This window comes from Bacillus sp. D48C (genome assembly GCF_053345735.1).
In genome coordinates, this window is the sequence record NZ_JBKFAQ010000020.1 from 14,745 (window position 1) to 29,140 (window position 14,396).

The 14,396-nt window shown below is 36.2% G+C and carries 19 protein-coding genes; 6 read left to right on the top strand and 13 right to left on the bottom strand.

What is annotated here, in order from left to right:
• Positions 1–428: 428 nt before the first annotated feature.
• The 3 genes from ACLBXA_RS28020 (at position 429) to ACLBXA_RS28030 (ending at position 2,115) form a co-directional block, all read left to right on the top strand.
• Positions 429–1,250 (top strand): ParA family protein, encoded by an 822-nt coding sequence (locus ACLBXA_RS28020; protein WP_447617648.1) that lies wholly within the window; start codon positions 429–431, stop codon positions 1,248–1,250.
• Position 1,251: 1 nt separating this feature from the next.
• Positions 1,252–1,626, top strand: coding sequence for a hypothetical protein (locus ACLBXA_RS28025; protein ID WP_447617649.1), 375 nt, complete (start codon positions 1,252–1,254; stop codon positions 1,624–1,626).
• 165 nt (positions 1,627–1,791) lie between these two features.
• Positions 1,792–2,115 (top strand): hypothetical protein, encoded by a 324-nt coding sequence (locus ACLBXA_RS28030; RefSeq protein WP_447617681.1) that lies wholly within the window; start codon positions 1,792–1,794, stop codon positions 2,113–2,115.
• Positions 2,116–2,285: 170 nt separating this feature from the next.
• Here ACLBXA_RS28030 and ACLBXA_RS28035 read toward each other — a convergent pair whose 3' ends face one another.
• The 6 genes from ACLBXA_RS28035 to ACLBXA_RS28060 form a co-directional block, all read right to left on the bottom strand.
• Positions 2,286–2,864, bottom strand: coding sequence for an ABC transporter permease (locus ACLBXA_RS28035; protein WP_447617650.1), 579 nt, complete (start codon positions 2,862–2,864; stop codon positions 2,286–2,288).
• 101 nt (positions 2,865–2,965) lie between these two features.
• Positions 2,966–3,553 (bottom strand): DUF3967 domain-containing protein, encoded by a 588-nt coding sequence (locus tag ACLBXA_RS28040; RefSeq protein ID WP_447617651.1) that lies wholly within the window; start codon positions 3,551–3,553, stop codon positions 2,966–2,968.
• A gap of 103 nt (positions 3,554–3,656) precedes the next feature.
• Positions 3,657–3,818, bottom strand: coding sequence for a hypothetical protein (locus tag ACLBXA_RS28045; protein WP_447617652.1), 162 nt, complete (start codon positions 3,816–3,818; stop codon positions 3,657–3,659).
• A 68-nt stretch (positions 3,819–3,886) separates the two neighbouring features.
• Entirely contained in the window at positions 3,887–4,375 is a 489-nt protein-coding gene (locus ACLBXA_RS28050; protein WP_098322630.1) for a hypothetical protein, read from the bottom strand.
• A gap of 19 nt (positions 4,376–4,394) precedes the next feature.
• The gene (locus tag ACLBXA_RS28055) at positions 4,395–4,940 is read right to left on the bottom strand and encodes a replication-relaxation family protein (protein ID WP_447617682.1); all 546 of its coding nucleotides are present in this window, start codon (positions 4,938–4,940) and stop codon (positions 4,395–4,397) included.
• A complete protein-coding gene (locus ACLBXA_RS28060) occupies positions 4,912–6,207 on the bottom strand; it encodes an FtsK/SpoIIIE domain-containing protein (protein WP_447617653.1) in 1,296 nt (431 codons plus the stop codon). The genes ACLBXA_RS28055 and ACLBXA_RS28060 overlap by 29 nt, the downstream gene beginning before the upstream one ends.
• Positions 6,208–6,508: 301 nt before the next feature.
• Between ACLBXA_RS28060 and ACLBXA_RS28065 the strand changes: the two genes are divergently transcribed.
• From ACLBXA_RS28065 to ACLBXA_RS28075, 3 genes are all read left to right on the top strand, one after another.
• The gene (locus ACLBXA_RS28065; protein WP_098832733.1) at positions 6,509–6,742 is read left to right on the top strand and encodes a helix-turn-helix domain-containing protein; all 234 of its coding nucleotides are present in this window, start codon (positions 6,509–6,511) and stop codon (positions 6,740–6,742) included.
• 112 nt (positions 6,743–6,854) lie between these two features.
• Positions 6,855–8,120, top strand: a complete 1,266-nt coding sequence (locus ACLBXA_RS28070; protein WP_447617654.1) for a Y-family DNA polymerase — start codon at positions 6,855–6,857, stop codon at positions 8,118–8,120.
• The gene (locus ACLBXA_RS28075; RefSeq protein WP_447617655.1) at positions 8,117–8,458 is read left to right on the top strand and encodes a YolD-like family protein; all 342 of its coding nucleotides are present in this window, start codon (positions 8,117–8,119) and stop codon (positions 8,456–8,458) included. Before ACLBXA_RS28070 ends, ACLBXA_RS28075 begins: the two co-directional genes overlap by 4 nt.
• 33 nt (positions 8,459–8,491) lie before the next feature.
• On the opposite strand, the gene ACLBXA_RS28080 is transcribed toward ACLBXA_RS28075, so the two are convergent.
• From ACLBXA_RS28080 to ACLBXA_RS28110, 7 genes are all read right to left on the bottom strand, one after another.
• A complete protein-coding gene (locus ACLBXA_RS28080) occupies positions 8,492–9,310 on the bottom strand; it encodes a GH25 family lysozyme (RefSeq protein ID WP_447617656.1) in 819 nt (272 codons plus the stop codon).
• On the bottom strand, positions 9,310–9,522 hold the full coding sequence (locus ACLBXA_RS28085) for a hypothetical protein (RefSeq protein ID WP_240383943.1): 213 nt from the start codon (positions 9,520–9,522) through the stop codon (positions 9,310–9,312). Before ACLBXA_RS28085 ends, ACLBXA_RS28080 begins: the two co-directional genes overlap by 1 nt.
• 2 nt (positions 9,523–9,524) lie before the next feature.
• A complete protein-coding gene (locus ACLBXA_RS28090; protein ID WP_088008832.1) occupies positions 9,525–10,013 on the bottom strand; it encodes a phage holin family protein in 489 nt (162 codons plus the stop codon).
• 46 nt (positions 10,014–10,059) lie between these two features.
• A complete protein-coding gene (locus tag ACLBXA_RS28095) occupies positions 10,060–11,025 on the bottom strand; it encodes a tyrosine-type recombinase/integrase (protein WP_447617683.1) in 966 nt (321 codons plus the stop codon).
• Between the two features lie 28 nt (positions 11,026–11,053).
• Entirely contained in the window at positions 11,054–11,545 is a 492-nt protein-coding gene (locus ACLBXA_RS28100) for a hypothetical protein (RefSeq protein WP_447617657.1), read from the bottom strand.
• 38 nt (positions 11,546–11,583) lie between these two features.
• Positions 11,584–13,527, bottom strand: coding sequence for a phage tail spike protein (locus ACLBXA_RS28105; RefSeq protein WP_447617684.1), 1,944 nt, complete (start codon positions 13,525–13,527; stop codon positions 11,584–11,586).
• 75 nt (positions 13,528–13,602) lie between these two features.
• Complete coding sequence (locus ACLBXA_RS28110) at positions 13,603–14,343, bottom strand: GDSL-type esterase/lipase family protein (RefSeq protein WP_447617658.1); 741 nt, start codon at positions 14,341–14,343, stop codon at positions 13,603–13,605.
• Positions 14,344–14,396: the final 53 nt, after the last annotated feature.

Below are 14,396 nucleotides of genomic sequence, written 5' to 3' on the forward strand. Positions count from 1 at the left end.
TTACGTTACAACAAGCATTATCCTTTGTAAACAGCGAATTCGCGCACTTTCCGAATAATATCCCTATTTCCCTATTTCCCTATTTCCACTTATAGATATAGGGATATTTCCCCTTTTCCCTATATCTATATTTCCCTATTTTCATTATTTTTTTATCTACTAACTTCTCTATGAAATTACATATTTATTTCTTAACTCTTTCTACTTCATACATCAGAAGAACCTTTTGATACCAACGTTTTTGTTATTAATTACTAACTCTATGATTCTATTGCATATACCGTACTTCATTGTTATAATTTCTTTAAAGATATAGAAATATCCCTATTTCTATAGTTAGAAATATCCCTAATTCCCTATTTCTATTTTTCCCTATTTCTATAAAGGGATATAGGGAAATTTTAAATAATATAACTGGAGTGTTAAAAATGGCTATTACAATTACGGTAGGTAATTACAAAGGTGGCGTCGGTAAGACCACTAATGCTGTATTGAACTCTTATGAATTTGCTAAAAAAGGCAAACGTACATTACTTGTTGACCTTGATCCACAAAGTAACGCAACAAAGTCCTTAATGTTAACAAAATCAATCCTTAACCCTGATGAAATTGTTACTGTTGAAAAAACATTAATGAAAGGTATACAAGAGGGGAACTTAGATGGCCTAGAAGTGGAAATTATGGATAACTTACATTTACTTCCTTCTTATGTTGATTTTCAGGATTTCGCGAAATTCCTTTATAAAAATTGCTCTTCGGAAGCTGAAGAAGATCATTACTTTAAGGGATTGCTTGAAAAGATAAAGCATAAATATGACTACATATTTATCGATGTGCCCCCAATGTCACTAGAAGTTACAAAGAACGCCGTTGTTGCTTCTGATTATGTTCTAATTGCTTTGCAAACTCAAGAACGTTCTCTAACTGGTGCTGAGAATTATGTTAATGAACTTATTAAACTAAAAGAGCAATATGATCTTGATATTGAAGTAGTTGGTGTTCTTCCTGTCCTGTTAAAAAACAACGGTAAGGTTGACGAATATATCATGGAAAACGCTCGTGAAATTTTCGGTGAAGAAAACCTATTCAAAAACATTGTCCCGCAAATGGAACGTATTAAACGATTTGATGTGAATGGTATTACTGAAAAAGACAGACATGATATGAATGTAATTGAACTATACGAAACAATTAGTGATGAGTTATTATCTCGTATCGACATGTTCGAAAAAATGAAGGTTGGTGTGTAAAATGACGAGAACTCCTGGTTTACTAGGTAGAAAGAAAAGTAACTTTGAACCTACTGAGCCTTATGTACCAGAGCAAGGACAAGCTGTAGTGGAAAAAAACGAGGTTCTAGCTACTCCTTCTCAATCTAAGACTGAAGAAAAACAAGTAACTCGAAAAGAAAAAAGAAACGAAAAAACTGAATCAAAAAAGAAATTTAAAAATCAGCAAGGCAGCATTAAAATTTCTAATCAATCAAAAGAAGAACTAGAAGTATTAATGAAACTTACAAACACAAAATTCGCTTATGAAATCATCGACTTGCTTATAGATAGATATGTAGAAAACGAACTAACACCTGAGCAGAAAAGGAAATTCAAACTCTTAACAGAGATTTAAAAAAATATAGAAATATCCCTATTTCTATAAAGGGATATTTCTATATTTCCGTCCTCCCCCTCTATATAACAAGCAAAATAGCTTTATCAGTTTAAGATAAAAAACTAAATAGGAGTGGTACCTGTGGAAAATAAGAGTAATTCTTTTGTAGTGACTTTGACGCCTATTGCCGAAAGTTTAGATTTAACTATTCAAAGCGACCATACTGACATGGAAAAGGAAAAGCAAGACCGAACTTCCCCAGAAGAAGACAAGCTTTTTGAAAAGCCTAAGAGAAAACTTACTACGAAAGAGTTGCCGAAATCTTTCCGTGTATCATTAGAAACACATACAGCAATTTCAACACTTGCTACAATTGAAGATATGAAAATTTATGAAGTTATAAATATGTTAATCGAAGAAAAAGTTGCCGCATTACCTGCACCAAAACAAAATCTAGTAAGAAATGCTGTAAAACAAGTACTTGAAGTAAAGAAAAGTCAAGAATAGGTATGAGTGTATAAAATTATTTCTGCAAGAAAATAAGCCCTGCTTTCTGTAGGGCTTATTGTTTTAAACGATTAGATTTTTACCAGAACCTCCACCACGGCTTTTTCTTCTCTTTCGCCGCAGCAACCTCATCCCGTGCTTGCTAACATGTAAACGCATAGGAACGTTCTTTACTCAACCATCCCCTGCTTCTTACATAATTCTAATTTTTGTTGATTCTTTGTGTATTCACTTGCGCTCGTACTATTACTGCTCCCTTGATTAATTGCCTTTTTCATCATTTCATTTTCTGATTTTACAGTATCGCACTGATCTTGGGTGAGATCAGTCTTAGTTTGTGTCTTAGTCTGTGTTTCTTGAGCTTTTTGTTCCTGTTGAGCTTGAGTTTGTTCCCTAGCTCTCTGGTCATTCTCCTCGCCTTTAACTTTACTATATTCCTCTGGAGTCATTCCTTCAGCTTTAGCTTTCTTCTCCACATAATTATATAACTCAATCTTTTCTTTTCTAGTCATCCACACAGATAATTCAATTGTTCCATCTTTCTTACGAGGATATACAGCAGGATGAAATTTATCAGCAATGGCAGCTTTCTCCGCGTCAGACTTAGTGTCTTTCTTATTATCTTTCTTAGATTCCTGTTTAGCTTCTTGCTTCAAGTGCTCCTTTTTAGGTTCTTCTTTTGAACCGCAACCAACAAGTAACGTTGTTGCCAATAATCCTGTAAGTGTTATTTTAAGCGTTTTATTCATAGTTACCTCCGATATTGATTATATATATAATACAATTTTAACATATTAAAAGGTATAGAAGAATCATTCCATCGATTCTTCTATACCTCAGGTACAATCTCTTACCAGAACTTCCACCACGGCTTCTTCTCTTTCGCAGCAGCAACGTCATCACGAAATTCCTGCATCATTTTCTTCGTTTCCTGCATCTCACGTAGCGTCTTCATCAATGTCTCGTCCCTAGATTCCAATCGTTTTTCCACTCGTTCATTGTGCGCTTCTACACTCGCTTTGATTTCCTCGTTACTTTGCTTCGCCTGCTCACTTAATCGTTTCTCCATCGCTAACATACTCTGATTCATTTCTTGCGCCATAACGCTGTACTGTTCCTGTAGTTGCTGTTTAATATGGAATGGCACTAAGTCCGTTTCCTCAGACTCTTCTTGAATCAGATCCGGATTAACTTTCTCTATTTGCTGCGCTATCATCTTCGCTGCCTTTTCTAGCGTCATACCGTCATGCTTGCTGAGTTCAATTAATTTTTCAATCACCATAATGTCATTGTCTGTGTACTGGCGTCTGCCGCGATTATCTTTCTTTACTGCGAATCCCTCACGCTGTAAAACTTCCATATACTTTCTAAGGGTGCTATCGGAAATTCCTAGTCGTTTATATACTTCACTAGCAGAATAAACAATTTCGTCCGTCATAACGTCACAACACCTCCTAGTGAGAGTATTCCATGACGGTTAAGAATTTCCTGCAAAGAAAAAAGCCCTGTATGCATCGGGCTCAATTGTTAAGAAGTTATATTTAAGGCCATATAATTATAAGAACTACACCAAAAAGAATAAGTACTATCCCACACCCCATTGTTGGTTGCCCAATGTAATATCCCCATCTATTAGCATTTAAACCCACTAATATAAGAAATACACCTGCCAAAATAATAAGTGACATAACGAAAATCGGCAAATTTATCCCCCTCAACTTGTTTATACATCAATTATAATCTATTTAATTAATATAAATTCCATTAAAAGTCATATAGCCTTAGCTATCTCAACAAGTAGCCTCATAAACAATGGAATCATTTGAACCACTATATAGCCAATCCCAGCCCTTGAAATTAAACTGAATCCCCGTTCCTGGCTACCAACCATTATGAACAGCCCACCGCATAACGCTACAACGGATGCTATAGGATAGGATACTGCTTTAATCAAGAAGATAACCGGTTCAAACGCATTTACAATACGATTGTATAACTGGCCATCTATATAATTTTTTATTGCCCCGTCATTGGACTGCACATCTTTAAATACTTCATTCACGTCTGGATTATTTCCATCAGCAAATACATGAGGAATATCTATAACATTGCTGAATATAATAGCACTACCGATCACAATACTTATTCGCGCCGCCACGGGTGCGTATTTTTTTGCTTTCTTTTTGAACAAGCTCCACTTTTTCTTCGCTCCATAGTTACCATCCATAAAATCTTTGATGCTCATCGTCTCAGTTGCCATATGAACCATCTCCCTGTTTTTAATGGAAATCAGTAACCGTAAATATGTTACAATCCAATCCTTCACAAAGTTTTTGGAGTTGTTTTCTACGATATTCCGTCGTGGTGTACCAAATAAACTTAGGTGTCTTTTCAAATACTTTACATTCGATTAATTTGCGATACTTCTGCATCTTGATACGATTCGCGCTCATCTTTTGCTCATGATCCACCTCTACAATGTGGTAACGGCCATTATCCGTAAATAGTGCATCTGCAATTATAGAAACGATACCTTTCACATTCATCTTAACTTCCTGTTTCCACGTTTTCGGGCATTCGTAAGCGATGTAAATGTCGTTCCTCATAATATAATGGCGGAATTGATTCGAACGCTTGAGTATTTTCTTACTCCCGATACGCTCGCGCCCTTCCTTGTTCAAATAGAAAATTTTCTCGCCATCTCTAAAGCTAGATACATATTCTTCAAGACCTTTCATTACACGAGAAGCATTCCTATCACCACCGAGATCGTGAAGTACCTGGATTTGCTTTCTACTAAGAAAGCCGAGTTTCTTCAAGCTCAAGAGTATACTTTCCGTTCTCGCTTCCTTCATGGCTAGTTTTTGCATCTTGATGCTCCTTCCTCGCTCTGATATTGATGTGTGGCTTTATGATGTTATCAATTTGCTTATTATCGATATAGATTGTCTGTAGGCCCTTTTTCTCGTTCGTTTGATATATAGCCCTTCCTTTTATGTTAGGAAGGCTCTCTGCGCCGCCCTCGTCTAACACAGCGCGGCTCCCTGCTTCCGTCTGTAATCTAAAGCAAACACGAGCACCAATATTTTGTCTTAGCTGTGACGGCAGTGCCTCATTGGTCGGGTACTGCGTTGCGTATACCAAGCGAAATCCCGCTGCCCTGCCACGACGACCTATATCTACAATGATGTCCCTACACTCCTGATATGGCGCTATGTCGGCTGCTTCATCCACGATTACAAAATACCGTACTGGATCCCCGGCTTCTTTTATATCTTCGTATCCTTTTTCTAGTAAGTATTCGTTTCTAGCATTCAGCTTATCTTGCAATTCCCTTAGAGTCTCAAGGGCTTCCTCTGGATTCTTCGCAATTGATTCGACCTGATTTAGGAATCGGTATCGGTTGAAAGAGAGACCACCCTTCAAATCGATAAGGAATAGCTTTATATTTTCTGATTGATTGCGTACCAGGGATGTAATGATAAGCTTTAATACATTTGATTTCCCCATATCCGTCATGCCGGCCGAGATCATGTGTGATAACTGGTCAAAGTCGTGTTTTACTAATCCATCCCTTGTATAACCAATAGGAACTTCCCAGCCTCTGCACTGCCTCATCATTTCCTCCTCAAATTTCACAAAAACAGGAATCCCCTTCTCGTAAACTCGTATTTTGAGTAACCCATCGTAAGACAGCTCAATTTCCTTTCTAACGAGTTTTTTCTTGTTTATGATGTTTTGTATTTGTTTTAAGATATCTTTTCGCAGTCGAAGAGATTTGAAGTCTTGTAGTTTAAAATCATAAACTTTGCTCTTATGATTTAATCCATCTTCTAAATGTTGTATCTTTTGTTCAAAATCGGAGAAACTAAGACCAAGTGGAATTCTATACGCATATTCAACTCCCCAATCATTTCTTGTTTTGCGAAGCAACTGTATAGTCCTAGTCTCTTTTCCTTCTTTTACTTTTAATCCACAGTTAGCACAGATCCTTTGAATCTTGGAGGCATCATTTGTTGCTCCTTTTTGATGCATTTTCGATAGAAAGACTACACCACCGACAGCAGCTGAACTTACTAATTCAAATATCAATGTTAAAACACCACCCTTCTTTATGTATTCTGCAAGAATAGTCCTTGAAGATTAGAAGAGATAAAAACAACTATGAATCGTTGAAAATACTAATCTTTAAATGTCTGAAGCGATATTCTGTGAACGCATTCTATTTGGAATAGGTGAACCGAAGTTTTAAAAGGCTATCAAATTGGAACTGAGAATCGTAATTTGTTTGGTATGGTAAAAGGTATTTCATACTGTTTGTTTGATATGCATCTTTTTTTGCACTCGTATAAAAAAGTTAACTCTTGTACATGCTGTTACCGAGGTGACAGTAATGTTTGATTGGCTAAAACTAGGGAAAACCAATAGAAGTAAATTTGGGAAGTGGTTAGATCGACAAGGGATTTCTCAATCCGAATTAGGAGAAAAATCAAAGTTGAGTAGAGCAACAATTTCAAAATTGTGTAATGACCATACGTATAGACCAAAATTTTCAACTGTAGTTCAAATCACAAAAGGATTAAAGAAGTTAGGTAAAAACATAAAAGAAGATGAATTTTGGATGTAGCTTCACTTAAACGTGTGGGGCTATTTTATTTTTTTTGAAAAAACCTCTTCATAAAAGAACATACATTCGTATATAATAAGAACTAACGTTCTGTTATTTAGGGGGAATAACGGTGTATGACTATTCAATATTGCCAAACCGAATTGTTTTATGTGTAGATCTTCGTAGCTTCTATGCTTCAGTCAGTTGCATCAAGATGGGATTAGACCCACTTCATACTAAATTAGCTGTAGTCGGTGATGTGAATAGGAGTGGTTCGATTGTTTTGGCTGCAACTCCACCATTAAAAGCGTTGGGTGTTAAGAAAATGGCAAGATTATACGAGATACCACGTCGCAAAGATATTCTTGTGGTGAACCCAATTATGAGCACTTACATAAAATGCTCTAATTTTATCACGAAATTAGCTTTGCAATACGTGCCTATTGAGGATTTCCACCAATATTCCATCGATGAGTTTTTTATGGATATTACGGATAGTATTCATTTGTTTGCTAACGATCCGTATGAGTTCGCCTTGAAATTCAAGCGTGAAATATATGCAAAGACACGAATCGAATGCACGATAGGAATTGGTCCTAACCCTTTAATGAGTAAAGTTGCTTTAGATGTGGAAGCAAAGAAAACGAAAGATTGCATAGCATACTGGAAGTACGAAGATGTACCCATAAAATTATGGCCAATACGACCACTTAGTAAGTTTTGGGGGATTTCGGGTAAGACAGAAGCGAAGTTAAACCGAAAAGGAATTCATTCAATTGGAGACTTAGCGCAGTACCCACTCAAATATCTAAAGCAAAGCTTTGGGGTCATTGGCGAAGAACTACACTTACATAGTAACGGCATAGATTTTAGCCGCATATCAGAAAAATACATTCCAGCAACAACTTCTATTGGTAAGAGTCAAATACTTATGCGTGATTACACAATAGAAGAGTTTCCAATTATTCTACTGGAGCATATAGAAGAAGTTTGTTATCGAATGCGAAGACAAAACAAACTAGCTCAAACTATTCATTTTTCCATTGGTTATAGCAAAAATTACGCTGGTGGCTTCAGAAAAACTCACACTATGAACCGACCGACCAATTTAACAATGGATATATATAAGATTTGTACATATTTTTTACACGAGTTTTACACTGGAGAACCCATTAGATCCATCAATGTTTCTTTAACTAACTTAATCAATGAGGGCGAAGAACAAATCTCACTATTCGATAATGTAGTACAACGAGAAAAAGAAATGAGACTAACTAAAGTAATGGATGAAATACGCACTAAATTTGGTAAGAACAGCATATTAAGAGGAATTTCGTATACAAATAGTGCAACAGCAAGATACAGAAACACATTGTTAGGGGGACATAAAGCATGAACAACGCTAGTATGCCAAAAGGAAGAGGAATGGTTAAATGGACTCCATTCGCAGCGATGCCAGAACAGTTCGCAGGTATCCGTGAGATTATTAAAGACAAGACAAAAGTAGAACGCCCTACATTAACCCAGGATGAACAAGAACTTATTGAGAATACGCTATTATGTTCGCTACTTTCTGAAGAAGAAATATTGATTACATATTATGAAGATGGATTTTTACTTACTAGCTATATGACCGTCATTGATATTGATCCGTTGAATAAATCTATAATTTGTACGGATGCATTTTACAATAACATGACGTTGAAATTCATTGATATTGTTGATGCAAAATGAAAAAAGGCCGCCCGACAGGACGGCTTTTGTTGTTTACTTCTTAATATACTCGTAATACCACTTTCCATCTGGTCGAGTATCCATCCACCAAGTGATCTTATCTAATTCAGCATTGGGTAACACTTCCGTTTGTAAGTATGCTGTACCGGTTGATGGATCAGAAATAACTTGTCCTTTGGTTCCGCGTTCTGCCATAGCATTTAATACTTCCGGAACTAATGAAACGCCAAATCCACCAGATTTAACATATTGATATCCACCATTAGAAACGTTTTGTTCTGACTGATGCACTTCCGTAAACCAAGCTAAAGATTTGCTTCCAATTAATTCATTCAAATCACATTTGCCGATACCAGGTACATTTCCTGTTTCAGTGTATTGCCAAATATCGCATGGGTAAGCTGGTCTTTTTCCACCATAACGTGGAATCCATACAAAGTCAGCAACCACATTTGCCATTCCAAATGGAGCATACATATGATGGCCGACATATAAACCGACTTTTTGAGCACCTAATCGGCGTAGCTCATCGATAAACGCTTGCGCGCCTGCTCTCATATCATTCATTGTTTTCACTTCGACATCTGCAACCCAGACTGTCGCACTCTTGTCTCCACGATTCCAGAAGTCTCTAGCTTCTATACGTGCATCATTTTCAGAAACAAAACGACAGAATGCATAGTTTCCAAAAGGGATATTTCGAGATTTCATGGCGGCGACGTAAGATTTGTACACCGGATCAACATAGTTAGAACCATCTTGTACTCGAGCAATAACGAAATCTAGATGTTTTGCTGCTGTATCCCAATCGGGACTACCATTCCACTTAGACATATCAACAATATAACCCATTATTTATCCGCTCCTTTGTTTCGTTTATCCGCAAACCATTTACCTGCTGTAGGGTTAGATACAACACCTGCAGCAATTAAAATGTATAGAATCATATCTACATATTCCTGATATCGACCTGCGTTAAAATGAGGCACAGTATCCATTAATACCATCCCTAAAAGCGCGAACAACGCTACCCACAATCCATAATTCTTGAATTTCTCTTGCATCGTTACTTCCTCCGTTTCCTTGTATCAGAACGTTTTATTTTCGCTTCAATTTCACTTGCTACGCTTTCTAGTAACCATGTCGGGATCCATTTGTCCCATCCGACACGAACGCAGTTAGCAGTGAAACTGTTGAAAATGTGATATGTTAAACCGCCAGTTACCATAAAGAAAAAGAAATCTGGTAATTTAAATGCGATATCAAACATGTGCGCCAAACATGGCAATAAAAAAAGCACCACGGTACGCGCGATGCCTTCTACTCCATATGCTGATGAATACGAACCATCTAATTTTGAAGCTTTGCTTCCTGTAATCCAATCTAAAGCAACAACCATCATTAGGATAAAAATCCAGATAAGATTGGTTTTTCCATACACCAGACTTAAAAATGTTCCTACTCCGCCACTTACAAATGAAGCAGCTTTAAATTGTGCCGTATTAAAAATATCGATTATATTAAGACTTCTGAAAATATCATGAACTCGCTCCAATTGTTCACCTCCTTTTACGTAATAAAAAAAAGACACCTTTGTGTCCCTACTTAAAACAACTAACATCCATACCAAATATATCTGCAATATCATTCTCGCTACGATCAGATAAATAAGATTCTGTTGTTGATACGTCACTGTGATTAGCAAGTGACTTTAATTTTTCAAGTGGTATACCTTGCTCACGTAGATTATCAAGCCTTGAATGACGGAAAGCATGAGGATTAATTGAAATTGTTTTACCTTCCTTATTACTCAACATGCCGGCTAAAATTTCACACCAGTAATTAAAGGTACTCTTATTAACTACTCTCTTTTGACCATTGCCATATATCTTTACAAATAGCTGATTAATATTATCTTCTCCTCTATCTTCAAGGTACCTCGAAATTAATAATCTAGTACGTTCGTTATAATACAACCTAAATTTCTTGCTTCTTTTGCCAATAACGGTGTTTGTATAATATCGTTCAGCCAATCCGTCCTTTAATACCTGATGCACTTCGTTCTTTCTTGCTGCACTGTAATATGATATAGCGAGATATACAGCGATAAGTATCTGGTTCTGTTTATCTAGTTCATCTAGTAACCATTCAATCTGTTCCTCTTTTAAAAATGTGATTTCTCTAACTGGATTTTTCGGTAAACCTTTTACCCTAGAATCAATATTAAATTCATAATCATAATCGTCGTCATCTGCACAAAACTCAAGTGTGGACCGTAATGCACTCATTAATCCATTGACACGAGCATTAGACATGTCCATTTCTTGAAATACAATACAAAGATTGCGGATATCTTTTCTTGTTAGTTCTGTGATTCTTTTGTTATCAAAATGCTGATAAAGCAAATACATTATGATTCTTAGGTCCCACTGATATTGCTTTAAAGTACTCTTTGCCTTTCCTTGCGCTTTCTTTTCAATCAGGAAGTCTCTAACTAGGTTCTTATTATCTGAACTAACGTGTTTATCATAAACTACAGAATCTACAATTCGTTTAACTATAATCAGCACCTCCTGATAAAATAAAAAGAACAGATTATTTCTGCTCTGTAGGTTCCGTTTCTTCACCAGTTCCTTCTGATGGTTCTTCAGTTTTTGGCGGTTCAACCGGGTCTGTCGGTTTCTCTGGTTCTGTTACTGGTGGTAGTTCCGGCTCTTTTGGTTCTTCTTTTACAGGAACGACTTGTTTTACATCGATTCGAGAGAAGATGTAGTCACCAATTACAACTGTAATGGTATTACTATTGTTCAATTGTTCATTTAAGTAGATTGGATCATAATCATTTGTTACAATTTCAATTTCTTTCCCGCCGTTTGTATGAACTTTTAGCTTCTTAGTACCTTCTACAGTAGGTAAATTGATTGGTAAAATACGTTTTACATCAATTCTTTGAATAATAAAATCACCGATAAGCACGGTGATTAGGTCATTACTATTTAATTGTTCGTTTAGCACCTGTGCATCGTATTTTCCGGCTTGTACTGTATGTTTCAATCCGCCTTGTGTATGAATTTCGATTGTTTGCATATGTTATCAATCTCCTTCTCTATTTTTAATCATTTATCTTAATACGTACCGCCACTTCTGGACTGAATAAACAAGCGTCCTGTAACAGTAGCGTTAATTCTAGCTAAACTATTCGGCGTTATTTTAATTTCAACATAACGGCCACGCTGAAGTTTCCCGTCGGAATCCTTTGCTAAATAAGGGATCAAATTAATATCTTGTCCCCTTATCGAATCAAACGGTAATGTATTTCCATCTACTTCAATTGTCACTTTTGATGGGGTTTGATATAGTTCAAAAATACCAAACTCAATTTCGTGTGTATGGTCCGGTAATGTTATGCTATGTGTATGATTTGGAATACTGATGTCATGCGTATGGTTAGGGATGCTAATACTATGGTTATGATTCGGTATACTGATACTGTGACTATGGTCTGGTAATGTAATATCATGCGTATGATTTCCGCTAGAACCATGCGTGTATAAGCTTGCACCAGTTCCTTTTGCGTAAAATGAAGCTGATGTATTTCTTCCAGGATCAGAAAAAGCCGTATACAATCCTATCGTTGGAGGTTCGGCAGGAACAATCCCGCCACCAAGAAACATTTGATGAACATGATCTCCTCCACTACTTGAAGCTTTTACTGTACCACCGCCAGCGCTTGTTGAACCAACCGTTGCACCTCCTGATGTTGTGGAACTTACATTAGCGCCTCCCGCTTGAGTTGAACCAACTGTCGCTCCACCAGCACTTGTTGAACCTACAACAGCGCCACCACCTTTAATAGCGCGTTCAAATGCTCTAAATCTTAATATCTCAAATGTCAGTAACAGTTCATTCACATTCTTAACATCGTTAGGTATTTGAAACCTAATAATGGCCGGATGTTCAGGGTCGCAATTATCTTGGAAATCTCGACTATCAATATTTGTTGTACCTTGAGAATACACTTCATTAACTTTCTGACGTTTTTCAATATCTGCTTGTATCGTCCCTAAATCAGTTACTTTATTTTCTAACACAAGCTTTACCTCAAGTGGATTTCCAGTGACATCATCTTTTTGACGGTCCATCACCCGTAAATCAACAAATATATTAAAATCCTCATCATATAAGCGTACTAGCTTGCCAGTCTCATACTTTTCTATTTTGTATGGATCAATTAACTCATAATCAATTGCATCAATTTCATACGTAACTTTTGGCATGCATGCTTTTAGCAACATTGATCTAGCGGAGGCATAAAGCGATTGTGCATCTTCAAATCGTCTATCCACCCAAATATAATCAAATCCATCATGCAACTCTCTAACAAAATCAGGAGCATCTATATAAGGGAGACCATTATTAACACTTTTGATTGTTAGCTGATTAACTCCCTCGCCATAACCAAGCGGATAAATCCTTGTCATAACATCTTTAGCTTCTACTTTTCGTTTAATGCCCTTCATATTCTTCCGATATCGGAGCTCACCTGTAATTTCTTCAGAATATCGAATGATGTTTAAAGTCCAAGGATAAGAAGAATCATCCCAAGTCCACTGGAATTTCTCATCAAACGGCTTCGGAATACTATATATAGGGCCTAATATAGTATCTTCATTTTCCCAACTATATGAAAAGTATTTTGTGAAATCACATCGACCAAGTTTCCAATGCTTTATTCTTTGTTTGCTAAGAAGATACTCGATATTCTCCCTTGTGGATAAATTAATTCTTTCGTGATAACCAAAAAGCACGCTATCCATTAGTGTGGATAGAACGTGCTCACAGTCATACGTTATTATTTTTTCATGTACTTCCCTTTCTTCATCACTGTCCATAATACGGAACATTCCGATACGTTTGCCATTATCAAATATCTCTACATAGTCAAACGTTTCAATTTCTTCTCGCTTTGGGTCAGTGAATGGCAATGAAAAACCCGCCGTCCAAAGTTCATTGAGTGGCGGGTTATATTTTATATTATATGCATTTTCAAGATATGCCTTGAGTTGCATTTGTTTGTTGTAGAGTTTTAGCAATGTATCACCTGCTTTCAAAATAAAAAGAGAGACGATTGTCCCTCTTTTTATTTAATCACTAATAACATGATTTCTTATTTCATTTTCCCACACCTTGTAACCTTTACCGTTTAGATGTAATCCATCTACATTTAAATCTTTCTTTAATTCACCTTTTCCATCTAAAAATAAAGGATGCAAGTTTATGAAAGTATATCCTTTTTCTGATGCAACTTTTTTAAGTTTCTCATTTGTCCAATTAATATCTTTATTACTTATAGTTGATAATTCCTGTATGTTCATAATCGGAAGTATACTTTGAATGAATACCTTTGTATCAGGTGTACCTGCACTTAAACGATTGAGAATAGTATCATAGTTTTGTAATACGTCTTCTTTGGGAGTTTTAACAGAAAAATCGTTAATCCCAATCATAAGGAACACTTTTGATGGTTTAAGTGAAATAACTTGATCTATACGATCCAACACTCCAACCGTTGTATCACCACCGATTCCTCGATTAAATGTTTTAACATCTGAAAATGCCTCTACCCATTCATTATTATCAGTTAAACTATCACCTAAAAATACAACACTGTCTTCAATCGGTTTAGCATTGTCAAATACAGATGCTCGCACTTTGTGAGCTGGAGAAAAGCCTTCATTTTTATCACTGCTACTATTTGCTAATACTGTTGAAAATTTATTGGTGATGAAGGATATCCCTCCTTTTGAATAGATAAGATAACCGCCAAAAAGAATAAACATTACATTAAATACAATAGATATAATAGCTATCTTTTTTAAATTCATTTTGGTAAATCCTCCTAATTTTATTGCGTTAAGTTAAATTTACCACACAAAAC

What these genes read in the sequence shown, in the direction of transcription:
- ACLBXA_RS28020 (WP_447617648.1), top strand. Translation starts at nt 429, where the DNA reads ATGGCTATTACAATTACGGTAGGTAATTACAAAGGTGGCGTCGGTAAG.
- ACLBXA_RS28025 (WP_447617649.1), top strand. Translation starts at nt 1,252, where the DNA reads ATGACGAGAACTCCTGGTTTACTAGGTAGAAAGAAAAGTAACTTTGAA.
- ACLBXA_RS28035 (WP_447617650.1), bottom strand. Translation starts at nt 2,864, where the DNA reads ATGAATAAAACGCTTAAAATAACACTTACAGGATTATTGGCAACAACG.
- ACLBXA_RS28040 (WP_447617651.1), bottom strand. Translation starts at nt 3,553, where the DNA reads ATGACGGACGAAATTGTTTATTCTGCTAGTGAAGTATATAAACGACTA.
- ACLBXA_RS28050 (WP_098322630.1), bottom strand. Translation starts at nt 4,375, where the DNA reads ATGGCAACTGAGACGATGAGCATCAAAGATTTTATGGATGGTAACTAT.
- ACLBXA_RS28065 (WP_098832733.1), top strand. Translation starts at nt 6,509, where the DNA reads ATGTTTGATTGGCTAAAACTAGGGAAAACCAATAGAAGTAAATTTGGG.
- ACLBXA_RS28075 (WP_447617655.1), top strand. Translation starts at nt 8,117, where the DNA reads ATGAACAACGCTAGTATGCCAAAAGGAAGAGGAATGGTTAAATGGACT.
- ACLBXA_RS28080 (WP_447617656.1), bottom strand. Translation starts at nt 9,310, where the DNA reads ATGGGTTATATTGTTGATATGTCTAAGTGGAATGGTAGTCCCGATTGG.
- ACLBXA_RS28085 (WP_240383943.1), bottom strand. Translation starts at nt 9,522, where the DNA reads ATGCAAGAGAAATTCAAGAATTATGGATTGTGGGTAGCGTTGTTCGCG.
- ACLBXA_RS28100 (WP_447617657.1), bottom strand. Translation starts at nt 11,545, where the DNA reads ATGCAAACAATCGAAATTCATACACAAGGCGGATTGAAACATACAGTA.
- ACLBXA_RS28105 (WP_447617684.1), bottom strand. Translation starts at nt 13,527, where the DNA reads ATGCAACTCAAGGCATATCTTGAAAATGCATATAATATAAAATATAAC.
- ACLBXA_RS28110 (WP_447617658.1), bottom strand. Translation starts at nt 14,343, where the DNA reads ATGAATTTAAAAAAGATAGCTATTATATCTATTGTATTTAATGTAATG.